The organism is Phaeobacter italicus, assembly GCF_019801785.1.
GTDB classification, from domain to species: Bacteria; Pseudomonadota; Alphaproteobacteria; order Rhodobacterales; family Rhodobacteraceae; genus Phaeobacter; species Phaeobacter italicus.
Window position 1 is genome coordinate 591,112 of record NZ_JAHVIJ010000002.1, and the last position, 24,422, is coordinate 615,533.

Below are 24,422 nucleotides of genomic sequence, written 5' to 3' on the forward strand. Positions count from 1 at the left end.
GGGGAACAGCCCATAAATCAGAAAGGGGAGAGGCATCTGGCCTCTCCCCTTTTTTTGGTGTTTTCGCGCTGCTTGCGCCTGCGCGTGATCGGCGATCTGATGTTAGTCGCGGGCCCGCAGGATCCGGGCAGGGCGAACGCGCAGGGGGCGCCAGGCAAAGGCCAGACCTGCCAGCAGGGTGGTTAGAATACCGCCGCTGATAATTGCCAGTGCGTTGCTCCAGATCACGACGAAATCGCTTTCGAAGACATAGACATTGATGGCCCAGGCCCCTGTCATGCCGGCGATGAGGGCGACCAGCCCGGCGCCCGCCCCCAAGAGAGCGGAGCGGGTGGCAAAGCTGAGCAGGATCTGCCTGCGCGGGGCGCCAAGTGTCTTGAGGATTGCGGCCTCGTAGCGGCGGGCGGGTTCGCCTGCGGCGGCGGTTCCGATTAGCACCATGAAGCCCGTGAGCAGGGTCGCCGCCGCCCCGTATGCGGTGGCAGAGGCCAGCTGACGCAGGAGGTCAGAGACCCGATCAAGCGCGTCGCGCACGCGGATTGCCGTGATGTTGGGCATCGCCTTGGCCAGATCCCGCAGGATCTGCGCTTCGGCGTCCTGCTCGGCATAGACGGTGGCGATATAGCTGTGGGGCGCCCCGGCCAATGCGGCCTCGTTCAGAACCATGACAAAGCCCATTCCCGCGGTCGAAAAATCCACTTCGCGCAGACTGGTGATGGTGGCGGTGATATCGCGGCCCAGCACATTCAGGGTGAGTGTATCGCCAAGGCCGAGCCCCAGTTCCTCGGCCTCTTCGCGGGCAAAGCTGACTTGTGGTGCGCCGCTGTAGTCTTCGGGCCACCACTGCCCTGCAACCACAGTGGTGGTTTCGGGTTGGGCCGCGGCATAGGTGATGCCCCGGTCGCCCGTGACCACCCAGTGATCGCCTGCCACTTCGGTTGCGGGGGTGCCGTTGATGGTGGTGAGGATCCCGCGCAGCATCGGTGCGCTTTCCACCCGGCTGACGGCGGGATCACCTTCGACCCGGCCGAGGAAGTCCGGCATCTGATCGCGCTGGATGTCCACAAAGAAATAGGAGGGTGCAAGATCCGGCAGGTTGCCCTCGATCGAGCGGCGCATATTGCCATCGACCTGGCCGATGGCGGCGAGAACGGTCAACCCAAGCCCAAGCGCAAGCACGGTAGGCACCGCCGCATCGCGGGAGGTGCCGATTGCGGCCAGTGCCCAGCGGATCGCGGGAACCCCGCGCGCCAAGGGGGCAAGGCGGCGGGCCATCCAGCTGAGGACAACAGCCGCAAGCAACAGCACGATCAGCGCTCCGATCAGGCCGGCGGCGGTCCAAAGCGTCAGTGCAATCGCACCACTGAAGACCGCAGCAGAGCCCACCAGCACCGCAACAGCCAGTGCCGTTGCCACGATGTAGCGCGGCGCAGGCAGCCGTGTGCGGCTGTCTTGGGCGTCGCGAAACAGGGCGGCGGCGCGGATCCGTTCGGCCCGTGCCAGCGGCCAGAGCGCAAAGACGAATGCGGTGAGCAGGCCATATAGCGCAGCCTCGCCCAAGGCCGCCGGGGCCAAGCCAAAGACGGCCGGAAAGGGCAGCTGCGCCGCAATCCAGGGGCCAAGGATCACAGGCGTCATGCCACCGATCACAAGGCCGATTGCCACCCCCAGAAGTGCCAGCGCACCGATCTGCAGGAAATAGGTCAGAAACAGTGTCGCGCGATCCGCGCCCAAAGTGCGCAGGGTGGCAATCGTGGTGGTCTTGCCCGCGAGATAGGCGCGCACGGCGGCAGAAACACCGATCCCGCCCACAGCCAGCCCGGACAGGCCAACCAGCACCAGAAACCCTGCCAGCCGTTCGACAAAGGTTGCGATGCCCGGGGCGGCATTGCGCGCATCGCTCCAGCGCATTCCTGCGGCCTCAAACTCTGCTTCGGCGCGGGTCTGCATGGCGGCGAGATCCTGACCTTCCGGCAGGATCAGGCGGTATTTGCTGGAAAACAGGGTTCCCGGCTGCAAGAGGCCCGAGGAGGCGAGATCATCCGTCTGCACGATGGTGCGCGGCCCAAGGGTAAAGCCCGCGCTGGCGGCATCCGGTTCGTTTTCCAGGATGGCAGTCAGGGCAAACTCTTGTGTGCCAAGGACAAAGCGGTCCCCAACCGCCAGGCCCAGCCGGTCAGCCAGCACTCGCTGCATCACCCCGCCCGGCAGGCTGTCAGTTCCGGCCAGCGCCTGATCCAGCGGCATGTCTGGTGATAGACGGACAGTGCCGACAAGCGGATAGGCAGTATCCACCGCCTTGACCTGTGTCAGCGCGCGCTCGTCGCCGACGACAGCCATAGACCGGAAATCGATCACCTCGGAGCGGCGCAGGGCGTTGGCGTCCATCCAGGCCTGCTCTTGCGGGGAGGCACGGCGATAGGTGAAGCCCAGCTCTGCGTCGCCGCCCAGCAGGACGGCGCCTTCCTCGCTCAGACCGGTTTCGATGGCCGTCCGCAGCGAGCCGATCCCCGCAATCACCGCAACGCCCAAGGCAAGGCAGATCAGAAAAACACGAAAGCCGCGCAGACCACCACGCAGCTCTCTTATCGCAAAGCGGGTCGCAAGCGACAGGCGTGAGGCGCTCATTCTGCCGCCTCACGGGCCGCGTCCTGATCCAGCCGACCGTCGCGCAGGCGGATCACCCGGTCACAGCGGGCGGCCAGTTCGGGCGCGTGGGTGACCATGATCAGGGTTGCGCCATAGCGGTCGCGCAGGTCAAACAGCAGATCCATGATCGCAGCGCCGTTGGTGGCGTCCAGATTGCCTGTCGGCTCATCCGCGAGAAGGATACGTGGCCGCGTGACAAGGGCGCGGGCCAGGGCCACGCGCTGTTGCTCGCCGCCGGACATCTGGGCCGGGAAATGATCTGCCCGATGGCCAAGGCCGACAGCCTCCAGTTCTGCGCGGGCGCGCTCGAACGCATCCTTTTGCCCGGCCAGCTCAAGCGGGGTGGCGACGTTTTCCAGCGCGGTCATCGTCGGGATCAGGTGAAAGCTCTGGAAGACCACGCCCATGTTGTCGCGGCGAAACCGCGCGAGCGCATCTTCGTCCATCGCGGTGAGATTCTGACCCAGCGCATGCACCCGCCCGCCGCTCGCCTGTTCCAGCCCGCCCATGACCATGAGCAGCGAGGACTTGCCCGACCCCGACGGCCCGATCAGGCCCAGTGTCTCACCCGCGGTGACATCCAGTGTGATGTCGTGCAGGATGTCCACAGGGCCGGTGTTGCCGATCAGCGAAAGTGATGCATCTTGCAGGGACAGGATAGGTTCGGGTTGAGCGGACGGATTGGAATGCATAGATCATGAGCCTGTTTTGTAACTTCTCTCGATATGGAGCCTTTGAGCCGATGCGCAAGGTGATGGCAGGATTGATTTTTGTACTGGCGGCAGCAGGGGCACAGGCGGATCCGGTCCGTATCACGGCCTTTGGGGACAGCTTGGTGCAGGGCTATGGCTTGCCGCAGGGGCAGGGCTGGGTGCCGCAGCTGCAGGGCTGGCTGGATGCGCAGGGGGAAGAGGTTGAACTGATCAATGCGGGCGTCTCTGGGGACACGACGGCAGGGGGCGCTGCGCGCATTGACTGGACGCTGGCAGATGCGCCTGATGCGCTGATCGTGGCGCTGGGGGGCAATGACCTGCTGCGCGGGCTCGCCCCCGAGGAAAGCCGCCGCAACCTCACCGCCATCATGGAAGCGGCAGAGGCCAAGGCCCTGCCAGTGCTGCTGGTGGGCATTCAGGCGCCGGGGAATTACGGCGCGGACTTCAAAGAGAGCTTTGACGGCATCTATCCGGATCTTGCGGAGCGATTTGACGCGTTGCTGCATCCCGACAGTCTGGCGGGCATCCGCGCGGCGACCGGCAATGATATTCAGGCGGCTGGCGCATATCTGCAGGATGACGGGATCCACCCCAACGCCGAAGGCGTGGCGCTGAATGTGGCGGCGATCGGTCCCAAGGTGCAACAGCTGATCGATCAGGTTGCGCAGTGATGGGCCAAAGGCGTGATCCGGTCACGCCTGCCCAACAGAATGGAGCCTCAGCCCGGACGCACACCCAGTGACGCCTACCCAGTGACGCCCATCCCGGCACAGACCCTGACAGGTGGCACAGATCCCGCAAATGCAAAACGGCCCCGAAATCCGGGGCCGTTCGTATATCATGAGGGGGCTGGCCCCTCTGAACCTGTCTGGTCTCAGACCAGTTCCAGGTTCACCGCGGACTCGCGGCCGTCGCGGCCGGGCTGCAGTTCGTAGTTAACCTTCTGGTTGTCTGCCAGGCCGGTCAGGCCGGAACGCTCAACTGCGGAAATGTGCACGAAAACATCGCTGCCGCCCGAATCGGGTGCGATAAAGCCGTAGCCTTTGGTGGTGTTGAACCATTTGACGGTGCCTGTGGCCATCGTCTGTACTCCTGAGTCTTCTTGTTCTGCCCGCAACATGCGACAGACTGGCAATGCCATTGCGTATTTCATGACCGAGCCTGCCGTAGGACAGCGATGACTTCTGCGTAACCTTGCGGCCTTTAGTGTGCAGGCATTACTGACTCGGCGCAAGGAGAATGCGCATAGCTTCTTTGATCCGGGGCGAAACCACCCCGATTCTGCCGAATAAGGCCCGCAAATTGGCGGGTTTTGTCACAGAACAGTTACAACCGTGCCGATCGGCACCCGGTCGTATAGATCGACGATATGCTCATTCGTCATCCGGATACAGCCATTTGATACAGAAGAGCCGATTGTTTCCGGCTTATTCGTCCCGTGGATGCGGAAATACGTATCGACACCGTTCTGAAACAGGTAGAGCGCGCGCGCCCCAAGCGGATTGCTCTTGCCGCCGGGCTGGATGAAGTCGTTGTCGACAAACCGCGCATAGGCCCGCGGATCCCGCTGGATCATCTCTGGCGTCGGGCGCCAGCTGGGCCATTCCCGCTTGGCCTCGATTGTGGCGGTGCCGGTGAATTCCAGCCCGGCCTTGCCCACGCCAACACCATACCTGCGCGCGCGGCGGCGTTCGGTGACGAAATACAGATAGTAAGAGCGGGGCAGCACGAGGATCTGACCGGGCTCGAACTGTTTCTTGATGCGGACATCCTGCGGTGTCGGGTCAAAGACGGTTTCGGCAGGGCTTGTCTGCGGCCAAAGGGCGGCGGCAGAGGTACAGGCCATAAAGGCGCGACGTGTGAACATGCTTGGCTCTATTGGTTTTGGAACGGATAGGACCAGTTTGTCGCGGCAGATGGGCAGAGGTCAACCGTGCGCGCCAGGATCTGTCGGTGCGCCGTGGCGGCGTGGCCTGCCCGCGACAGATGCCGGATTTGACCGCAGGCTTCGCGATATCACATTTTCGTGATAGTCTGACGTTCGGGCCATTGTGCGGCCCGCCGTCGCCACCGTCTGGCACGGATCTGCTGGCGCAGCCGGGGGGTATAAGCGCGCAGATCATCTTGCGACCAGATGTTTCGGGGCCAGCCCATGTTGGGCGCAGGCCAAAGGCGCGCGGCTTGTCGGGGGTTATTTGGAGTAACGATTGTGACTGTTTCCATTTTCAAATGCGCGGCGCAGGCCGCGCTGGCTGTGATGCTGTGCGCAGGATTGGCCGGGCAAGGCCAGGCCCAGGGGGCAGGCGTCACCGAGAGCGCAGGGCAGAGCCGCGCGTCTTGGCATGGCGGCCTGTTGGCCACCTCTCTTGTCTATTCCGAAACCATGCTGGATCGCCAATCTCATGTGACGGACAAGATCGCTGTTGCCTTGCGCGCACGCCAGTCCGGTTTGTTGGGGATCAATCAGCTGACGTTCGGTGGACGGGTGCTAGGCACGGTGATCCACGAGAGCACGAACACGCCGGGGAAATTCCCGATCCTGTCCCGCCTGCCACCCACCCACACCAGCGGCACCTCGGACAGTTATGGGGTCATCAACGACATCACGTTGAATGTGACCGCAACCACGCCCCTGCTGACGGCGTTTGTGCAGGGCGAATACACCGAGGTGGAATACCCCGGGCAAAATGAGATCCAGCTCCGCAAGGCCTGGCTCGCGATTGGGGATCTGGATCGCGCGCCTTTCTATCTGGCGGTGGGGCGCAAGACGGTGAACTTTGGCAATTTTGAGAGCTACGCCCCTTTTTCGCATACCCATAACGCGCATTACTTCTGGGCCCAGACCAAGGATCCCCTGATCGAAATCGGCTATCTGAGCGAGCGGACCGATGTCGCTCTGTCGATCATCCGTAATCACCGCGGCAACAGGGTGATTTCGAGCCCCTCGAACGATGGGTCTTTTACCAACTATGCGGTGAATGCCGCCCACCGCATGTCGCTGGGCAATGGCATGCAGCTGCGCCTGGGGGCGGGGTATCTGCGTGGAACGATCTATGACAGCCGCATCGCCCATCATCCGCCGGGAATTGGGGTGGATCGCGGCTGGAACGGGGCGTGGGATGTGAATGCAACGCTCAGCGGGGCGCGGTTCGATCTGATGGCAGAGTTCACCCAGACCACCGACCGCTGGCCTGCCACCGACCACAAGGTGAGCGCGCTGACCCTGCAGGGGCGTTATCGGGGCGCCTTTCTTGGACGGCCTGCGACCTATTCGCTTTCGACCAGCCACGGCAATCAGGGGGGCTCTGGCACCGAATGGGAGAGCATGACCCAAGTGATCCTCGGGCTTGAGGTGGATGTGGCCCCCAATGTGACACTTGGGGCAGAGTATATGTTCAACGACGGATTTGTGCCCCTGATCATGCCGACGGTGACGGGGGATGCCAGCGTGCAGTCCCACAGTGTGATCCTGGGCGCGCGGCTTACGTTCTGAGGGGCCGATCACGCTGTTGTGCAGGGCGCGCGACGGGGGTGTTCCTGCGTGGTCTGGCCGTGTATCCGGTCGGGGTCTGATGCGATCTGCACCAAGAAACAGGAGAAACCCCAATGGGCAGCAAGACCCTGACCTGCCTCAGCTGTGCACAGCTGAACCGTGTGCCCTATGACCGGCTTGCGGCCAATCCCAAATGCGGCAGCTGTGGGGCTGCGCTTGTGCCTGCCGGGCCAGTGGATGTGGATCCTGCGATCCTGCAAAAGGCCGCGGCGCAGGATGACCTGCCGCTGGTGGTGGATTTCTGGGCGCCCTGGTGTGGTCCTTGCAAGATAATGGGGCCGGAATTTGCCAAGGCCGCCAAGGCCCTGAAGGGCGAGGTGCGTCTGGTCAAGCTGAACACCCAAAGCCATCAATCCACCGGCGCGCGCTACCGGATTCGGGGGATACCGACGATGGTGCGTTTCATGCGTGGCAAGGAACACAAACGCCAGTCAGGCGCGCTGCGTGCGGGGCAGATCATTTCCTGGGCCAAGGGATAGGCCCCAAAAGGCGACCGGTTTGGCCTGATGGGGCGATGGGGACTTGCGCGGTCGCCGGGGCTGAATGGTCGCGAAACGCGGCGCAGGCTGCGACGTCAGTCTGGCCCGTCAGCGATGACGCGACACAGGGATGGGTTGTGCGGGGCCGGGGCGCAGCTGCAGCAGGATCAGGATCGTCAGGACCGCACCAAAGGTGCCCACCAGCGGATACAGCATGATGGCAGCCCACACGGGCAGACCATACACCGCGGGAGCCACAAAGACGCAGATCAGGCCAAGAATGGTGCCAACGATGATGCCGAGCCAGGCCATATCTTCCCTTCCGCCAGATCCAGATCAGGACGCACCGACATGCGGGCACGCCCGGTTGCGGTGATCAAGGCAGCAAAGCCTGCATCACACAAGGAGAGGGTAGGTCGAATTGTCTTGAAAACAGGTAAACGCGCCACAGGTTTTGGCGGCGTTGTCCTGTGCCGATGCGGACGGCTGCGGGCTATTTCCGACGGGGGCTGCGGCTGGGATTACAGACAGCCATGACAACGCAGGTGCAGATGGTGCCGAGGAATGCGCCCAATCCGCAATAAAGCAGCAGCAAACCCCAGATCGACAGGCCGTAGACGGCATGAGCCACCGCGACGACCATCATCGTCACGCCGGAACTGAATATCATTGCCAACCACGCCATACCGGCTCCTCGTACACATGTTACCGAGTTGAGCCGAAATAGACCGTTTGATCAAGTCCTTAAGGGGTCGGAAACACCGCCACTGTTGCAGTTTTTGCCGCTTTTGCCGAAGCTTGCGGCACTCTGCGCGCGGGCTGCCGCACCGCCGGGCGGATCTTGACCCGCGCGGTGTCTTGCCGGGGCGTGCCCGGTTGGATTTGATCAGCCATCCGGCTTTGAGATGAGGCAAAGCGCAAAAGCGCACCGCGGGTCTTGCGATGGGCCCACAACAGCACGATGGCCAGTATCGCCGAGGGCACGCCAATCAGCGGGTAAAGAAGCAGGCTCATCCCGAAAGACAGGCCAATCAGAGTGTAGCCGATCACCGCCGCATTCAGCCCGCCGATCACACCCACAAGAATACCGATTGCTGCCATGCCATGCCCTTTCTGTGGCTTGCCGCTGGGCAGAAGGCCGCGGCAAGATCTTAGGATAAGGTTAATTTTGGCCAAATTATGCCGAACCCGTGGCAGCGCCGGGATAGGGCCCCGTGGCAGTGCCGGGATAGGGGGGGGTGCGCGCGGCAGCGGCACGGCCCGCGCCTGACCATTCAGAGGGTTCACTCAATTTGTCGGAAAACACGTGTCGCAGAACGCTAACCACTCAGGTGAAGCGCCCACATATGAGTTGATTTTTCACCTTTTGAGGTTAAATAGGAGGAGCGGGCATGCGCTGGAAGTCATCCGAGTTGCCAAACGGCGGCAGCGTCCTAAGCGGCGTGGTACAGGATCCAGGGGCCCGCGCATTCACAATCCATCAAGGTACAATCTGGATTGCTCAGGGATGGTGCATCCCCTTGGCACCAAGGTTACTCCGCAATTCAATATCTGCCTGTCTAGCTTAAGAAACCTTGAGCGCAGGTTGTTCGCATAACGCGGCTCTGTGTCGCCATAAAGGTTTGGCTCAAGCGCACTGTATACAGCGCTGGTAGCGACGTCAGCAATTTGCAGCCCGGCTCGGTTGGAGTGGTCTTCAACCTTCACGTCTTCAGGGTTCAAAGCGGACCAGTCAATTGAGCGAACTGGCCGAACAACTTCGCGTCCGTCTCTCATCAGAAAGAGATAATCGCGCATAACCTCATAGTCTGTCCCGCCTCTCTTCGAAAAGGTCACGTTTACCTTACACGGCCTGCCCGCGGCTCGGCTCTTTGCGGCACAGGCTGAAGTTACGCGTTCCAGCAGGAAGCGTACCAAGTAGTTATAAAGGTGCCCCTTGGACTTAAAGACTTCCAGTTTTCGGTCGTCCAAGTCGAGCAAGGTTGGCTTGTACGAGGCTACAACGCAGGCTCCGAACGGCTTTTTCGCCAATGTGCGTGATGCAAGTACCTTTTGCTCGTGTTTGAGCTTGTGGAAATGAAGGTCCCGACGCTGCTTATTCGGGAACTGATCCATGATTTCATCACGCCAACGGGGAAGAAGTCGGTCGTTTTCCTTGGAGACGACAATACCGCCTAATAGAAGCCATGCAGATTGGCCGCCCGAGTTCGGGTTTCTGAGCTTCCCGAAACCCTCGTCGCCAGCTTCATCGATGTAGACAAAATACTCGTCCAGAGTTGCCTCCGAAAATGGCTAAAGGAAACGAAAAAAATGTGCCAGAGTTCCCCCTGGCACACAATACAAAGTTATGAAACTACCGCACAAATTTCTTGTGCTTCAACCGCTTGGGCTCCAGTGCGTCGGGACCCAGACGGCGTTTCTTGTCTTCCTCATAGTCCTCGAAGTTGCCCTCGAACCACTCCACATGGGCGTCGCCTTCAAAGGCGAGGATGTGGGTACAGATCCGGTCGAGGAAGAAACGATCGTGCGAGATCACCACGGCGCAGCCGGCGAAATCGACCAGCGCGTCTTCCAGTGCACGCAGGGTTTCCACGTCCAGGTCGTTGGTCGGTTCGTCAAGCAGGAGAACGTTGCCGCCCTCTTTCAGCAGACGCGCCATGTGGACGCGGTTGCGTTCACCGCCGGACAGCAGCGACAGTTTCTTCTGCTGGTCGCCGCCCTTGAAGTTGAACGACGAGCAATAGGCGCGGGAATTGACCTGCGCGTCGCCCAGCTGGATGATCTCGGCTCCGCCAGAGATGGCCTCCCAAACGGTGTCGTTGTCATTCAGGTCGTCGCGCGACTGATCCACGTAGGACAGTTTGACGGTGTCGCCATATTCAACCGAGCCGCTGTCGGGCTGTTCCTGGCCGGTCAGCATTTTGAACAGGGTCGATTTACCGGCGCCGTTGGGGCCGATCACGCCGACGATGCCGCCGGGGGGCAGATCAAAGGACAGGCCTTCGACCAGCTGTTTGTCGCCATAGTGCTTGGAGAGGTTTTCGACCGCGATCACCTTGGAGCCCAGACGCGGGCCGTTGGGAATGACGATCTGGGCGCGGCCGACCTTTTCGCGTTCGGACTGGCTGGCCATTTCGTTGTAGGCGGCGATACGGGCCTTGGATTTCGCCTGACGGGCCTTTTGACCCTGGCGCATCCATTCCAGTTCGCGCTCCAGCGTTTTCTGCTTGGCTTTGTCTTCGCGCGCTTCCTGCTCCAGACGTTTGGCCTTCTGCTCCAGCCAGCTGGAATAGTTGCCCTCGTAAGGAATGCCACGACCGCGGTCCAGTTCCAGGATCCAGCCGGTGATGTCATCGAGGAAATAGCGGTCGTGGGTCACGCAGAGGATGGTGCCCTTGTAGTCGATCAGGTGCTGCTGCAGCCAGGCGATGGTCTCGGCGTCCAGGTGGTTGGTCGGTTCGTCAAGGAGCAGCATGTCAGGGGCTTCGAGCAGCAGCTTGCACAGCGCCACGCGGCGCTTTTCACCGCCCGAGAGATCGGCGATCTTGGCGTCATCCGGCGGGCAGCGCAGGGCCTCCATCGAGACATCCACCTGGCTGTCCAGATCCCACAGGTTGTCCGCGTCGATGGCGTCCTGCAGGGCGGTCATCTCTTCCATCAGCTCGTCGGTGTAGTTTTCGGCCATTTCAACCGCGATCTGGTTGAAGCGGTCGACCTTGTCCTTCTTTTCCTTGACGCCAAGCATGACGTTTTCACGCACGCTCAGGCTCTCGTCGAGCTGGGGCTCCTGCGGCAGATAGCCAACTTTGGCGCCTTCCGCGGCCCAGGCTTCACCGGTGAAGTCCTTGTCGAGACCGGCCATGATCTTCATCAGCGTCGATTTACCGGCGCCGTTGACGCCGACGACACCGATTTTCACACCGGGGAGAAAGGACAGGTGGATGTTTTCAAAGCATTTCTTGCCACCGGGATAGGTCTTGGAGACCCCCTGCATGTGGTAGACGTACTGATAGGCGGCCATGTGACTGCTCCGTGATGGGGGAATTTCGCTGGCGGGAGTGATAGCGGATGGGGCGGGCCGGGGCAATGCGGGATGAAAGGCCTGCGCGAGGGGGCACGCGAGAGGGCATCCGTTCACCGGCTGTGCATCCTTTGTGCATCGACGGCTGCCATTCACCCGCGTCCGAACCGAGGGGTGGCCGCGTAGCGCCCGCCCCGTGGGGGCGGTTCGGGCGCTGCTACCGCATTGGGGCGTGGCGCCCAGCGGCACGCCCCGCGCCTGACCTTCCCCCCGGGAAGGCGCTTCACGCCTCCCCAAGGTCAGGCGGCGGCATCGCGCTTACGCTGGTGGCTAAATACATGTTTGGCATGCGAAGAGCCGAAAGGGAAAACTAGACAATAGATTAGTGTGTTTCGAAGACATCTATGTGTTGCTCAAGAAGGTTGCGTATCCGCTCTCTGTCATGACCGTTTGCAAAGCAATCATTGTTCGACCCAACGGCGACCTCAAATCGGATGTCGTTTATGTCGCCCAAACAAGCTGCCCAAGCCGCCCAATTTATGCACTCTTGGTGGTCCGCATCTTCCAAAGGGTCTCGAAGTTTAAGGGGACCAGTAACTTCCTGCATCTTTCCTTCTAGCATCCTCACCTTGCTAATTGCGTCGGGTGCGAAGGCCTCCAAAATCAGCAAGCCAGCAACAAGCGCTTCATCATAATTGTCGAGATGATCCGGTGGCGTAGTGATCGCCAGTCGCCCCAATAGTTGGTGCAGGTCTCTGATTGAGAACTCCTGTTCATACCACATGTTAGAGATATAACTTTTCAAGGATGGAAGGTACGGGCTTTCATTCAGTCCCATCTGCTCGATGGTTTTGAAGAAGTAGTTCTCAATCGGGTGCTTGGTGAGCTCTGGATTGAAAATTTGAGGTAGCCGTAGCTTCAAGTTGACAAAGCGTTGTAGATACCTTCTAGCGTCATAGTTTTCACCGTAGCGAGATCTTATTGTCCAAGCCAGCGCTTCCATGTTGCAGCCCAGCACGAAATGCACGCCGGGGACGTTGAAGAAATGCTTGATGATTTCCAGCAGTGACAGGGCATAGTCGGGGCGACAACGGTCCAGCTCATCTATGACGACAACCAATTTGCCGGTTGGGGTCCCCTCCTGCAGCTTAGGATCGTCTTCCGCCTGTTCTTTTGTGGCAGGTTCCGTCAGTTCGGTCAGCACCTCGCGGAACGCCGACATGGCAACGATCTTGGCCCGCTGCTCTCTCCAGAAGACTTCAGACGCTTCACTGCCTATGCCGCTGTCTATTAACGTTTTGACCTCATCTTCGGCGGTGGCGACGCCTTTCTGAGAGGCTTTTTCGAGGTCCTTACCGAACTCTTCCAGACATTCCTCGCCAACCAGTTTCTTTGCGTAGTGCCCCGCCACAGAAACGCCGATCTTGGCGGAGGATTTACCCAGCACCCAGCCAAACTTCTTCAGCTTTTGAACGCGGCTTTCACGCTCGGCGGGCGGCAGCTTTTTATCTCTCTCGAAACGTTCGGCAATCGCGCCGGTCAGCGCAATCAGCGGGTCGTCCAGAAAATCATGCCCGAAGGCATCGAAATAGACGGTCTGGGTGGTGTTCCCCTTCCGCTTCAGGTGCTCACCCACCCAGCATTTCAGAAAGAACGACTTGCCCGACCCCCAGGCACCATCCAGCGCGATGACCATTGGATCGTCGATGCGCTCCACCAGATCCGAGAGTTTGTCGCCGGTCGCTTTGCGGCCAAGCTGGTCGTGATCGGCAAAGCCATCGTTGTAGAGGTCAATCTTCGGTTCGGGCACAGTCAGGCGCATGAGGTGGTCCAATTCAATCAATCAATGCGTGTACTGAACTCCTTGCGCTGTGGAATGACAAGTGGGAGCGCCTTGCGTTCAACAGCTGATTGATCTTGCCGGGAAACTGTGCACATCAATGCTGCCATGATGATTGGGTTGCCAGATATTCGCGCGGGGATGACCGTGGGGCTGCTGGGCGGGTCGTTTGATCCGCCGCATCAGGGCCATCGCGCCATCAGCCTTGCGGCGCTGCGCCGGTTTGGGCTGGATCATCTGGTCTGGCTGGTGTCGCCCGGCAACCCGCTAAAGCCGCGCCCGCCTGCGCCGCTCCGGCGTCGGATTGCAGCGGCTGAGGCGCTGATGGACCATCCCAAAGTGTCGATCAGCGGGATCGAGGCAGAGTGGGGGACGCGCTACACCGCTGAAACCCTGCGAAAGCTGCGCTACCGCCATCCGGGGGTGCGTTTTGTCTGGCTGATGGGGGCTGACAATCTGGCCGATTTTCACCGCTGGAAGGATTGGCAGCAGATCCTTGATACCGTGCCCGTGGGGGTGCTGGCGCGGCCTGGCGACAGGATTTCGGCGCGTCTGTCTCCGGCGGCGCGGCTTTATGCACCCTATCGGTTGAAGGGCGGGCAGAGCCGTCTGCTCGCTCAGGCCTCGGCCCCGGCGTGGTGTTTCGTGAATGTTCCGATGGTCAATGTCAGCTCTACCGAGATCCGCGCGCGCGGAGAGTGGGGAGAGGCCTGAACGATCTGGCTAGCGGCGCAGACGCGCAGAGGTCAGGCCGGCACCAATCACCACCGCAAGGCCAACCCAGGTGAGCGCATCAGGCCATTGATCAAAGACCAGCCACCCCAGCGAGACGGCGGCAATCAGCTGGAAGTAGACCAGAGGCGCCAGCCGCGAGGCCGGTGCCCGGGCATAGGCAAACAGCAGCAGCAGGTTGCCCAGCATCGAAAACCCGGCGCTGCCAAAGGTGAGGGCCGCGACCTCGGCAGAGGGCGTCGGCAATGAGGCAAGCCCCAGGGGCAGGGTCAGAAGCGCGCTGATCGACAGTTGCGTCAGGCTCAGCTCCAGCGGGCTACCCAGATGCGACAGCCAGCGCGACGTGGTGAGGAAGCCGCCATAAAACACCCCGGCCATGACCGCCCAGATCAGATTGGACGAGCCGCCAAACCCCGGTCGGACGACCAATAAAACACCGCAAAATCCAAGCGCCATCAACAGGCTGCGCGCCAGTGTGGCGGGCTCTCGCAGCAGGAAAACCGACAGGACATAGCTGACGATCGGCCCCACGAAAAAGGCTGCGAACACATTGGCCAGGGGTTCGGTGCGCAGGGCCATCTGGATCGAAACGATCCCGCCACTCAACAGCGCGGCGCGCAACCACAGCCGACGGTCCAGCAACAGGGGATAGGCCCGGCGCGGCACGAAGGGCGCCACCAAAAGGGTGCCGATTGCAAAGCGCGACCATGCCACGAAGCCGGGGGTGGCTGCCCCGCTGGAAGTGAGAAGCTTGCCACAAAGGTCCCCGGCAGGGATCATTGACATGGCGACAAACATGATCATCACTGCTCTCACCATTGCGCCAGCGGTAGCAGGCGGGTGCGGGGTTGAACAGGGGCTCTTTGGTCTTGTGCCGCCACGCTGGGCCAGTGTCATCCGGTCGGCCCTGTGTCATCCGGTCGGCCCTGTGTGATCCTTTCGCCGGGGGGTGCATGGGCCTGTTGCCAGTCGGGTCAAACCGTATTTTGATATTTGCAGAACCGTAAGACGTTCATGAGACAGTTGCAGACATGATTTCACGCCGCCTTTTTCTTCAATCCGGACTTGCCGCGCTCGCGGGCAGCTCGGCGCTGGCCAATGCGCCTGCGGTATCGTTGCGCCCGGTTGCACGTGATCCGGCCAGCCTGATCACGGCAGGCGGTGGGCTCAAGGGGGTTCTGGCCCGCGCAGGTCTGAGCGGAGAGGTCGCCTGTGCGGTTGCGGATGCAAAGACCGGGCTTAGGCTGGAAGCAGAGGGCGCACAGACGCCGCTGCCACCGGCCAGTGTCGCCAAGGCGCTGACCGCGCTTTATGCGCTCGACACGCTTGGTCGCGATCATCGGTTTGTGACGCAGCTGGTGGCCACCGGCAGTCTGAGCGGCGGGGTGCTGAACGGCGACCTGGTTCTGGTGGGCGGCGGGGATCCGATGCTCAATACCGATGATCTGGCGCGTCTGGCGAAATCGTTGAAATCGGCGGGTGTGCGCGAGGTGCGGGGCAGCTTTCGCTATTTTGAGGGCGCGCTGCCACAGATCCGCAGCATCGATCCCGATCAGCCCGATCATGTCGGCTACAGCCCGGCCATTTCCGGCCTCGCGCTGAACTACAACCGGGTGCATTTCGAATGGAAACGCGCGGGGCAGGGCTGGTCAGTCACGATGGATGCGCGCACGGACAAATATCGCCCCGAGGTGGCGATGGCGCAGATGAAGGTCGCGCAGCGCAGCCTGCCTGTCTACTCCTACGCCGATCGCAAGGGCGCCGATCAGTGGACCGTTGCAAGTGGGGCATTGGGCAAGGGCGGCTCGCGTTGGTTGCCGGTGCGCAAGCCCGGTGCCTATGCGGCGGATGTGCTTCGCACCATGCTGCGGGCCAATGGCGTTGCGGTCAGTGCGCCAAAAGCGGCAAAATCCAGCCCGGGCGGCAAGGTTCTGGCCCATCACAGCAGCCCGCCACTGGATGTGATGCTGAAGGCGACGCTCAAATACTCCAACAACCTGATGGCCGAGATGATCGGTCTTGCGGCCACGCAGGCGCGGGGCGGGCGCCCCAACAGCCTGCGGGCCTCGGCGGCAGAGATGAACCGTTGGGCAGCGGCGACCTACGGGCTGAAACAGGCCCAGCTGGTGGATCATTCCGGCCTGGGAGAGGACTCGCGCATTACCCCCAACGACATGGTGACGGCACTGGTCACGGCCCATCGCAAGGGACAGCTGAAGCCGTTGCTGAAGGGGTTTCCCCTTCGCGACAGCAACGGCAAGGTGTTGAAAAACCACCCGATCAAGGTCACGGCCAAGACCGGCACGCTGAATTTTGTCTCTGGGTTGGGGGGCTTCATGACGGCGGCTGACGGAACCGAACTGGTCTTTGCGATCTTCACCGCCGACAAACGCGCGCGCGCCGCCATCTCGCGGGCAGAGCGGGAACGCCCCAAAGGCGCCAAAAGCTGGAACCGCCGCGCCAAACAGTTGCAGCAGTCGTTGATCGAACGGTGGGGCCGGGTTTACGGCAGCTGATCCCGTGCAAGAACACAGCCGCGGCTGGGCTACGGCCTGTAGGTCCGCCCCCCTGTCACATCAGACCATGTGACGTGCGCGGGCGCCGCGTTCGATGGCGGCGGCGTGCAGGCGGTCGATGTTCAGCTCATAGCGGATCTCTTCCAGCAGGCGCAGCTCTGATTCGGTGAGGCTGCCATCTGCTGCGGCGACGTCACAGGCCAGCGCATAAGCGGTTTCAAACAGGCGCTCCGGCAGATCCTCGCGGATCAGACCAAACAGAGCATCCAGGCCGTCTTCCTGCTCGAACAGATCAAACACCATCTGCGAGGTCCGGTTGACGCGGTCGATGTCATAGTCGGCAAAGACCGGCAGCATATTCACGGCGGACTGGATTTTGACCAATTCGGCGGTGCGGATATCCTCATCCGACGCCGAAACTGCGACCATCAGCGCAACGAGGCAGTCCTGCGGGGTGAGCGGATGGGCGGTTTGGGCGTTCATGGTTTTGTCCAGTATCTTCAAGGGCTACGCAACAGACAATAGGCATCGCTCTGGCCCCGATCAACGGGCAATGCGGAATTGCGCCGACAGCGGCCTGTGGTCTGGCGCGGCTGGCGCCTTTGGGATCCGGCGAAATCCCTGCAGAAAAGCGTGTAAAACAGGCGCCAAGTGGCAACATCAGAGCTGCTGTTTCTTGACAGTTGGCAGGCCCTCACCATAGGTACGGCCGACCGGGCACATGGGGTGCCCGGCCAATGTTTGACACCTGACCCATATGACTGCCACGGATGGCGTCACAGGTAGAAACACCACGGCCGGTGCGCACTCCGGCCGCCGATGGAGAGAAAAATGTCTGATCTGCGCGAAGAAGCTCTGAAGAGCAAAGCCTGGCCGTTTGAAGAAGCCCGCCGGGTTCTCAAACGTTATGCCAAGGGCGCGCCGGAGAAGGGCTATGTTCTGTTTGAAACCGGCTATGGCCCGTCGGGCCTGCCGCATATCGGCACCTTTGGCGAGGTGGCCCGCACCACCATGATCAAGAAGGCCTTTGAGGTCATCTCGGATATCCCGACCAAGCTGATCTGTTTTTCGGACGATCTGGATGGCATGCGCAAGGTGCCGGGCAATGTGCCCAACCCAGAGAGCCTGCATGAGCATCTGCAAAAGCCGTTGACCTCGGTGCCGGATCCGTTTGGCGAATACGAGAGCTTTGGCCATCACAACAACGCCATGCTGCGCCGCTTCCTCGATACCTTTGGCTTTGAGTATGAATTCTACTCGGCCAAGGAGTTCTATGAATCCGGCCAGTTCGATGAGGTGCTGAAACGCGCGGTCGACAAATACGATGACGTCATGGCGATCATGCTGAAGTCTCTGCGCGAAGAGCGTCGCCAGACCTATTCGATCTTCCTGCCGATCCACCCGGAAACCGGCCGCGTTCTTTACGTGCCGATGAAGAAGGTCTGCGCCGAAACCTACACCGTCACCTTCGACGATGAGGACGGCCGCGAATGGACCCTGCCGGTCACTGGCGGCAATGTGAAACTGCAGTGGAAGCCGGATTTCGGTGCCCGCTGGGCCGCGCTGGGCGTCGATTTCGAGATGTACGGCAAGGACCATTCCACCAATACGCCGATCTATGACGGCATCTGCCGGGTGCTGGGCCACCGCGCGCCGGAGCATTTCACCTATGAATTGTTCCTGGATGCCAACGGCCAGAAGATCTCCAAGACCTCCGGCAACGGCATCTCGATCGACGAATGGCTGACCTATGCCTCGACCGAGAGCCTGGCGTATTTCATGTACCAAAAGCCCAAGACCGCCAAGCGGATGCATTTTGATGTGATCCCCAAAGCGGTGGATGAATACCACCAGCAGCTGCGTGCCTATCACGGGCAGGATCTGAAGGCGCAGCTGAACAACCCGGTCTGGCACATCCACGCAGGTGACGTGCCGCAGTCGGATATGGTGGTGCCGTTCTCGATGCTGTTGAACCTCGCCTCTGCCTCCAGCGCCGAGGACAAGGAAACCATGTGGGGCTTTATCAACAAATATGCTCCCGACGCGACGCCGGAAACCCATCCGGGCATGGATCAGGCGGCTGGCTTTGCAGTTGCCTATTTCAACGACTTCGTGAAACCGGCCAAGGAATACCGTCTGCCCACCGATCAGGAGCGCGCGGCGCTGAGCGATCTGGCAGATGCGTTGAAATCAGCGGACGCGGCGCTGGCAGCGATTGCCAAGAAGAACGAAATTGCAGGCAACGGCGACCCGCTGCCCGAAGCCGATTTCGCGGACGAGGAATTCCTGCAGTCCGTCGTCTTTGCCATCGGCAAGATCCACGGGTTCGAGCCGCTGCGCGCCTGGTTCTCGGCCATCTATGAGGTGCTGCTGGGCGCGTCCCAGGGCCCGCGTTTCGGCGGCTTCATCGCGCTTTACGGTGTTGAGGATACCATCAAGCTGATCGATCAGGCTCTGGCGGGTGAACTGGTCTGAGGATCCGTTTGCAGCTGGTGAATATCTGGAAAGGGCGCCCTGTCGGGTGCCCTTTTTTCATGTGGTTTCGGGGCGTTAAATTGGCGTGAATTGACGGCTATCCTTGCTGGCCTAGCTGATTTCCCATCAAGGGAGATCTGAGATGCGCAAGTTGATGTTGACGAGTATCTGTGTCGCGGTGTTGGCCTTTCCAGCCGTCGGCCGCAGTCAGGAGACAAGCGGGCAGGGGGCAATCACAGGCGTGATAGCCAGCCAGATCGACGCCTTTCTGAGACAGGATGTCGACGCGGCCTTTGAATTTGCCTCTCCCAATATCCGGGGGCTTTTTGGTTCATCCGAGCGGTTTGGCGCGATGGTGCAGTCTGGCTATCCAATGGTTTGGCAGCCGCAGGAGGTGCGATATCTGGCCTTGCGCAATGTTGCGGGGCGGCTTTGGCAGCGGGTGATGATCACGGATGCAGAGGGGCGCGTGCACCTCCTTGACTATCAGATGGTTGAGACCGGAAAAGGCTGGAAGATCAACGCTGTGCAGCTCCTGACCGGAGATGCGGAAGCCGCGTGATGCATACCCTGCGAACGCTATGCTGAGAGTGCGTTAAAATCGCTCTGATACACCATTTCGTCGAACCGGGCTTTTGGCCCCCCGTGCCGATATCGGCGGTTTTTCGAAAGGGTGAGAGATGAACAAAGCGATTACCGACGGCGTGCAGCTGATGCCCCCGCAATTTGCACTGGGTCTGTCCAACTGGTCGAGCGGCAACGGCACGCCCGGATCAGACAGCTATCAGGGTGCGGCCAATGCGGCGTTTGTTGCCGCCGACAACGATTTTGGCGGCTGTCTTGAGCTGCAGAAAACCACAAGCCTGCAAAAGTTGCGCAGCATGATCCAGACGCCGCTGATCCCCGGCTGCTATCTGCAGGTGCGCGCCCGCATCAAGGTGCTGAGCGGGGCGTTGCCAAGCGTGCGGATCGCAGCCTGGGCCGGGGCCAGCGGTGGTGGCCATCTCGGCGGCGTTGCTGAAACGGGGGCTGCAACCAGTCTCTCCACCTATGGCGAGGTGGTTGAAATCAGCGCCATCATCGGCACCGGGCTGCGGGGCGGGGTGGATATGGCCTGGGGGCGCGAGGCGGGGTTTGCGCATGTCGGGCTTGATCTTACGGGGCCAAACGGTGGGGTTGTGCGGATCGACGATATCGTGGTCGAGGACGTGACGGGCGTCTTTCTGCGCGACATGATCAGTCTTGTGGATGTTGCAGATTTTGGCGCGGTGGGCGATGGCAGCACCGACAATACCGCCGCGTTTGAGGCCGCAGATGCAGCGGCGGCGGGGCGGCGCATTCTGATCCCCGCGGGAGAGTTCTATCTCGCGGATACCGTGACGCTGACCCATCCGGTTGAGGTGCAGGGCACGGTTCGCATGCCGACCAATCGTATGCTCCTGCTGACCCGCAGCTTTGATTTCCCGACCTACGCCGCAATTTTCGGAGGGGAAGAGCTGGGGTTCAAGAAGGCGTTCCAGGCCCTGCTGAACAACGCCGATCATGAATCGCTCGATCTTTGTGGCCGAAAGGTCCGGCTGAGCGGGCCAGTGGACATGCAGGCGGCGGTTCCCAACAAGACCAGCTATGCCACGCGGCGTGTGATCCGCAATGGCCAGCTGGAGGCGGCGAGCTCTGCGGCGTGGGACACGGACGTGATGAGCGCGCAGGCCAGCTATAGCGCCAGCAACAGCCGCAAACTGACCAACGTGGCCAATATCGCCAATATTCCGGTAGGCGCGCTGGTCGAGGGGGCCGGGGTTGGCCGCGAAATCTATGTGCGGGACAAGAATATTGGCGCGCAGGAGCTGACACTGACGGCACCGCTGTTTGATGCAGAGGGCACACAGGTCTTCACCTTCCGTGATTTCAAATACATGCTGGATTTCAGCGGATTCAGCGCGCTGAGCAAATTTGGCATGACAGAGGTCGAATTGCAGTGCGAAGGGCGGTGCAGTGCGCTTCGGCTTGCGCCTGCAGGGACGGTGTTCAGCCTGGATCACTGCTTTATCTCACGGCCCAAGGACCGAGGCATCACCTCGATCGGATCGGGGTGTCAGGGGATGTTGGTGGACAATTGCCAGTTCCTCTCTGACGAAGAACCGCTTGATGTGGCAGACCGCACCTCTATCGCGCTGAATGTAAACGCAAACGACGCCAAATTGCGCAACAACCGGGCGACAAAGTTCCGCCATTTTGCGCTGCTTGGCGGGCAGAACCAGACCGTGACGGGCAATCATTTCTTTCAGGGCGATACCATTGCCGATGGCATCCGCACTGCCGGGTTGATCCTGACCAGCACCAACTGCGCGTCCACTGTGTCGGACAACTACATCGACAACTGTTTTGTCGAGTGGACCAACGAACGCGATGCGCGGCCTGACTTCAGCTCTGGCTTTTCCTTCAGCGCCTTGTCGATCACGGACAATGTGTTCCTGAGCGGCGATGTCGCGCCCTGGTTCAGCTATATCGTCGTGAAACCCTTTGGTAGCGGGCATTTCCTGAACGGGATGACGGTGTCAGGCAACAAATTCCGCTCTATCAACGGCAGTATCGAGCGGGCGGAGCGGGTGGACACCAGCTTTGCCGATCTGGATTTCAGCCGTACCCGTGACGTGTTCTATGAGGGAAACACCTACCACAATGTCTCTGCCGCGGTGGCCAATCCGCTGCGGGTTGAACATGTGCAGGGCAGTGTGGCCCGTGACTGGACGGTTGATACCGAGGATCTGCTGCCGTTTCGCGGACAGGCCCGCGGGGTGGACGCGATCATCGCACTTGGCCCGATCGAAGTCAGCGGCGGAGCTGACCGCCATGCCCTGCCTCATGCGACGCTTCGGGTTGGCAGCCGCCGCGATCAGGTTCGCCTGACCTGGCCAGAGGCGGTGCGCGGCACCGTGCAGTTGATGGTGCGGGTGGACCGCTGAGCCGGGTGATCGGGCTAGAACCTGTGCCACAGCGCCAGCTTCACCCCAAGCGAGCGCGCCCCACCGGCGCGCTTGTGCTCTATGCCAAGCAGCAGTTCCTGGCTGGCCGAGAACTTATCTGGTCCAAGGGGGATGCGGAGGCTGGGGGTGATGCTGGTGGCGGATCCGGCGCTGCCCTTGCTGGTTTCGATCTGCAACAGCGGCGCCAGCTGGCCGGGTCGGTTGAGCCCGAGGGTCGCGTCCAGTTTCCATGTCGTTTCAAGACCCATGCTGCGCCATTCATGGGCCAGATCAAGCGCCATCCAGCCAGACAGGTCACGACCCGCCAGTTCGGCCTGAAACCCGCGCCCAAACGACAGGGTGAGCCGCTGCATCGCAAGCCAACGCCCCTCGCGTTGGTTGGTGCCCAGGGCCAGCTCTGCTGCCACATGGGTTTTGCCCAGCTGGGGCAGGGGGGAGCGCAGGAACAGCAGGGCATGCGCATCACCGCCGCGCAGGACATTCAGGTCCACCCCAAGGGTCCAGCGGGAACTCAGCCCGTATTCGCCGTAATATCCCAGCTCTACCGGCAGGTCGCGACCGGTGCCAAGCCCCTGAAGCGCAATCAGATCCTTGCGATAGACGATATGGGTTGCGGCAAATCCCTTTCCCTCCTGCCGCATCCACGCCCCGGCCATTGCAGGCCCCGGCCCAAGGGGCAGCGCCAGCAGGACGATCAGCAATCGGGTCAGACAGGTCAGCCTAAGGTGTTGCATCAAATACACCTAGGGTTGAGTAAAATTTAGTCAAATCCCGAAATGAATGTGTCCGCAAATCGGTCTCCCTGACGCCAAAGCGCGAAAAATCCTGCGGGATTTGGAAAAACCGGCGTAGGCTGAAGAGACACAAAAGGGAGAACGCCATGCCGACGATCACCACCAACAGCGAAACCCAGACTGTGATCACCACTTTTGAAATGACACCGGGCACCTGTCAGGATCTTCTGGATGCGCTGACAGAGGCCTATGCGGAGTTCATCTCGCATCAGCCAGGGTTCATTGCAGCGGGGCTGCATGTGAATGACGCACAGACCCGGATTGCCAACTATTCCCAGTGGCGCAGGCGTGAGGATTTCATGGCGATGTTGCGCAGCGAGGAGATGCGCAAGCGCAACCGCAAGATCAACGAACTGTGCCGGAGTTTTGAGCCGGTCATGTATGAGGTCGCTGCAACCTTTTGATCCCTACAGCGTTTCCCGTTCAGGGCCCATGATCTCGATCAAGGCATCCTGCGTCTTGTGGGCGCAGGATGTGGGGGAGGGCAAAACCGCCAGAGGAGACCCGCGATGTACAAGAATATCCTGATCCCGATTTCGTTTGATCCCGACCGCGACGTCAGCGCGCCGATGAAGCTCGCCGGGTTGCTGTCTGCTCCGGATGCAAAGGTCACGCTGCTGCATGTGATCGAACAGATCCCCGCCTATGCGATTTCCTATGTTCCGGCAGACTACCTGTCTGGTGCGCGCACTGCGGTTCAGGCGGAACTGGACGGGCTGGCCAAGACGCTGCCCAATGCCGAAGGCGTGCTGATCGAGGGCCATTCAGGTCGCTCTATTCTGGATTGGGCGGATAGCCACAATCCGGATCTGATCATTATCGCCTCGCACCGACCGGGCATGCAGGATCTGCTTTTGGGCTCGACCGCATCGCAGGTGGTGCGCCACGCCAACTGCGCGGTGCATGTGGTGCGCTGACACCGCAGATTGGTCCTTGGTGGCGGGATTGTGCCGATGCGCGGCACGTCCTGCCCTTGCGTCAGCGGTCCTGCGTTCCCAAATCCTCAGCACAGCGTGTTTTGAGGAGAGAGATATGCAATGTCCAATTGATGGCACCCAGCTGGTAATGACCGACCGCGCCGGGGTGGAAATTGATTACTGCCCCAAGTGCCGGGGGGTCTGGCTGGATCGGGGCGAATTGGACAAGATCATCGAACGCTCTGCCGTGCCTGCCGCACCACAACCCGCCCGCGCCGAACCGCGCCAGCAGGATTACCGCGAAGACAGCCACGGCGGGTACCGCGACTATTCCGAGAAACGGTACAAAAAGAAAAAGCGCGGTGGTTTTTTGGAAGACCTGTTTGATTTTTGAATTCCCGGACGAAATTCTGGATGGGCGATTGGGAAAGCAAAAAAACGACCTCGCAATATGTTATTGCGAGGCCGTTTTGTTGTTTGGCGCATTTTTTGCTGGTTAGATCCGCGCGGCGCCTCCGCGGGGACCTGCGACCAGCCAGGCGATGAGGCCGATCACCGGCAGCAGGAGGATAACCAAGGTCCAGATCAGCTTAGCGGCAGTGGATGCGCCGGATGTCAGGACCTGATAAATCGCATAAATATCTGCAATCAGGATGATAAGTCCAAGAATACTGTAACCCATTTCTACTCTCCATTTCTGCGTGTCTGACAGATAAACGGAAATGTGCGGCAAATTGTTCCGGAGA

25 protein-coding genes are annotated in these 24,422 nt (G+C 60.9%); 11 read left to right on the forward strand and 14 right to left on the reverse strand.

The genetic code is table 11. The annotated features are described in order from the left end of the window. Window positions 1-102: 102 nt before the first annotated feature. A complete protein-coding gene (locus KUV39_RS07170) occupies window positions 103-2,628 on the reverse strand; it encodes an ABC transporter permease (protein ID WP_222459360.1) in 2,526 nt (841 codons plus the stop codon). Continuing rightward, window positions 2,625-3,341, reverse strand: a complete 717-nt coding sequence (locus KUV39_RS07175) for an ABC transporter ATP-binding protein (protein ID WP_222459361.1) — start codon at window positions 3,339-3,341, stop codon at window positions 2,625-2,627. The genes KUV39_RS07170 and KUV39_RS07175 overlap by 4 nt, the downstream gene beginning before the upstream one ends. A 50-nt stretch (window positions 3,342-3,391) precedes the next feature. Here KUV39_RS07175 and KUV39_RS07180 point away from each other — a divergent pair, with 50 nt between their 5' ends. Further along, window positions 3,392-4,033, forward strand: coding sequence for an arylesterase (locus tag KUV39_RS07180; protein WP_209034698.1), 642 nt, complete (start codon window positions 3,392-3,394; stop codon window positions 4,031-4,033). A gap of 203 nt (window positions 4,034-4,236) precedes the next feature. Here KUV39_RS07180 and KUV39_RS07185 read toward each other — a convergent pair whose 3' ends face one another. Beyond that, on the reverse strand, window positions 4,237-4,443 hold the full coding sequence (locus KUV39_RS07185) for a cold-shock protein (RefSeq protein WP_008558873.1): 207 nt from the start codon (window positions 4,441-4,443) through the stop codon (window positions 4,237-4,239). A gap of 234 nt (window positions 4,444-4,677) precedes the next feature. Then, complete coding sequence (locus KUV39_RS07190) at window positions 4,678-5,229, reverse strand: L,D-transpeptidase (RefSeq protein WP_222459362.1); 552 nt, start codon at window positions 5,227-5,229, stop codon at window positions 4,678-4,680. Between the two features lie 342 nt (window positions 5,230-5,571). On the opposite strand from KUV39_RS07190, the gene KUV39_RS07195 reads away from it, so the two are divergent. Together KUV39_RS07195 and trxC are read left to right on the forward strand one after the other, a co-directional pair. Next, on the forward strand, window positions 5,572-6,855 hold the full coding sequence (locus tag KUV39_RS07195; RefSeq protein ID WP_222459363.1) for a hypothetical protein: 1,284 nt from the start codon (window positions 5,572-5,574) through the stop codon (window positions 6,853-6,855). A gap of 113 nt (window positions 6,856-6,968) precedes the next feature. After that, a complete protein-coding gene (gene trxC, locus KUV39_RS07200) occupies window positions 6,969-7,394 on the forward strand; it encodes a thioredoxin TrxC (protein WP_222459364.1) in 426 nt (141 codons plus the stop codon). A gap of 108 nt (window positions 7,395-7,502) precedes the next feature. On the opposite strand, the gene KUV39_RS07205 is transcribed toward trxC, so the two are convergent. From KUV39_RS07205 to KUV39_RS07230, 6 genes are all read right to left on the reverse strand, one after another. Next, on the reverse strand, window positions 7,503-7,706 hold the full coding sequence (locus KUV39_RS07205; protein WP_008560575.1) for a hypothetical protein: 204 nt from the start codon (window positions 7,704-7,706) through the stop codon (window positions 7,503-7,505). Between the two features lie 181 nt (window positions 7,707-7,887). Beyond that, window positions 7,888-8,079 carry a hypothetical protein gene (locus KUV39_RS07210; RefSeq protein WP_046210834.1) on the reverse strand — a complete coding sequence of 64 codons (192 nt, stop codon included), beginning with the start codon at window positions 8,077-8,079 and terminating at the stop codon, window positions 7,888-7,890. Between the two features lie 59 nt (window positions 8,080-8,138). Further along, window positions 8,139-8,495: a hypothetical protein gene (locus KUV39_RS07215; protein WP_222459419.1), complete on the reverse strand. Its 357-nt coding sequence runs from the start codon at window positions 8,493-8,495 to the stop codon at window positions 8,139-8,141. Between the two features lie 369 nt (window positions 8,496-8,864). Further along, entirely contained in the window at window positions 8,865-9,668 is an 804-nt protein-coding gene (locus KUV39_RS07220; RefSeq protein WP_222459415.1) for a DUF3800 domain-containing protein, read from the reverse strand. Between the two features lie 79 nt (window positions 9,669-9,747). Beyond that, entirely contained in the window at window positions 9,748-11,415 is a 1,668-nt protein-coding gene (ettA, locus tag KUV39_RS07225; protein ID WP_008562649.1) for an energy-dependent translational throttle protein EttA, read from the reverse strand. A gap of 382 nt (window positions 11,416-11,797) precedes the next feature. Then, window positions 11,798-13,237, reverse strand: a complete 1,440-nt coding sequence (locus KUV39_RS07230) for a KAP family P-loop NTPase fold protein (protein ID WP_222459365.1) — start codon at window positions 13,235-13,237, stop codon at window positions 11,798-11,800. A gap of 126 nt (window positions 13,238-13,363) precedes the next feature. Between KUV39_RS07230 and KUV39_RS07235 the strand changes: the two genes are divergently transcribed. Further along, a complete protein-coding gene (locus tag KUV39_RS07235; protein ID WP_222459366.1) occupies window positions 13,364-13,969 on the forward strand; it encodes a nicotinate-nucleotide adenylyltransferase in 606 nt (201 codons plus the stop codon). 9 nt (window positions 13,970-13,978) lie between these two features. Here the strand turns inward: KUV39_RS07235 and KUV39_RS07240 are convergent, their stop codons facing one another. Further along, complete coding sequence (locus KUV39_RS07240; protein ID WP_224833645.1) at window positions 13,979-14,785, reverse strand: DMT family transporter; 807 nt, start codon at window positions 14,783-14,785, stop codon at window positions 13,979-13,981. Window positions 14,786-15,018: 233 nt separating this feature from the next. On the opposite strand from KUV39_RS07240, the gene dacB reads away from it, so the two are divergent. Continuing rightward, window positions 15,019-16,503: a D-alanyl-D-alanine carboxypeptidase/D-alanyl-D-alanine endopeptidase gene (gene dacB / locus KUV39_RS07245; protein WP_222459368.1), complete on the forward strand. Its 1,485-nt coding sequence runs from the start codon at window positions 15,019-15,021 to the stop codon at window positions 16,501-16,503. Window positions 16,504-16,563: 60 nt separating this feature from the next. Here the strand turns inward: dacB and KUV39_RS07250 are convergent, their stop codons facing one another. Beyond that, window positions 16,564-16,986, reverse strand: coding sequence for a tellurite resistance TerB family protein (locus KUV39_RS07250; protein WP_008562021.1), 423 nt, complete (start codon window positions 16,984-16,986; stop codon window positions 16,564-16,566). 348 nt (window positions 16,987-17,334) lie between these two features. Here KUV39_RS07250 and KUV39_RS07255 point away from each other — a divergent pair, with 348 nt between their 5' ends. The 3 genes from KUV39_RS07255 to KUV39_RS07265 all read left to right on the forward strand — a co-directional run bounded on the left by KUV39_RS07255 (window position 17,335) and on the right by KUV39_RS07265 (window position 21,944). Beyond that, window positions 17,335-18,978 carry a lysine--tRNA ligase gene (locus KUV39_RS07255; RefSeq protein ID WP_222459369.1) on the forward strand — a complete coding sequence of 548 codons (1,644 nt, stop codon included), beginning with the start codon at window positions 17,335-17,337 and terminating at the stop codon, window positions 18,976-18,978. A gap of 142 nt (window positions 18,979-19,120) precedes the next feature. Beyond that, a complete protein-coding gene (locus tag KUV39_RS07260; RefSeq protein WP_008563050.1) occupies window positions 19,121-19,540 on the forward strand; it encodes a DUF4864 domain-containing protein in 420 nt (139 codons plus the stop codon). A gap of 118 nt (window positions 19,541-19,658) precedes the next feature. Beyond that, window positions 19,659-21,944: a glycosyl hydrolase family 28-related protein gene (locus KUV39_RS07265; RefSeq protein ID WP_222459370.1), complete on the forward strand. Its 2,286-nt coding sequence runs from the start codon at window positions 19,659-19,661 to the stop codon at window positions 21,942-21,944. A gap of 14 nt (window positions 21,945-21,958) precedes the next feature. Here KUV39_RS07265 and KUV39_RS07270 read toward each other — a convergent pair whose 3' ends face one another. Beyond that, window positions 21,959-22,699 carry a hypothetical protein gene (locus KUV39_RS07270; RefSeq protein WP_222459371.1) on the reverse strand — a complete coding sequence of 247 codons (741 nt, stop codon included), beginning with the start codon at window positions 22,697-22,699 and terminating at the stop codon, window positions 21,959-21,961. Between the two features lie 146 nt (window positions 22,700-22,845). Here KUV39_RS07270 and KUV39_RS07275 point away from each other — a divergent pair, with 146 nt between their 5' ends. From KUV39_RS07275 to KUV39_RS07285, 3 genes are all read left to right on the forward strand, one after another. After that, a complete protein-coding gene (locus KUV39_RS07275; protein WP_008561234.1) occupies window positions 22,846-23,163 on the forward strand; it encodes an antibiotic biosynthesis monooxygenase family protein in 318 nt (105 codons plus the stop codon). Between the two features lie 105 nt (window positions 23,164-23,268). Beyond that, entirely contained in the window at window positions 23,269-23,676 is a 408-nt protein-coding gene (locus KUV39_RS07280) for a universal stress protein (protein WP_008562719.1), read from the forward strand. A gap of 115 nt (window positions 23,677-23,791) precedes the next feature. Further along, complete coding sequence (locus KUV39_RS07285; protein ID WP_008563040.1) at window positions 23,792-24,070, forward strand: TFIIB-type zinc ribbon-containing protein; 279 nt, start codon at window positions 23,792-23,794, stop codon at window positions 24,068-24,070. Between the two features lie 102 nt (window positions 24,071-24,172). Here the strand turns inward: KUV39_RS07285 and KUV39_RS07290 are convergent, their stop codons facing one another. Further along, the gene (locus KUV39_RS07290) at window positions 24,173-24,358 is read right to left on the reverse strand and encodes a PLD nuclease N-terminal domain-containing protein (protein ID WP_008559408.1); all 186 of its coding nucleotides are present in this window, start codon (window positions 24,356-24,358) and stop codon (window positions 24,173-24,175) included. Between the last annotated feature and the right edge of the window lie 64 nt (window positions 24,359-24,422).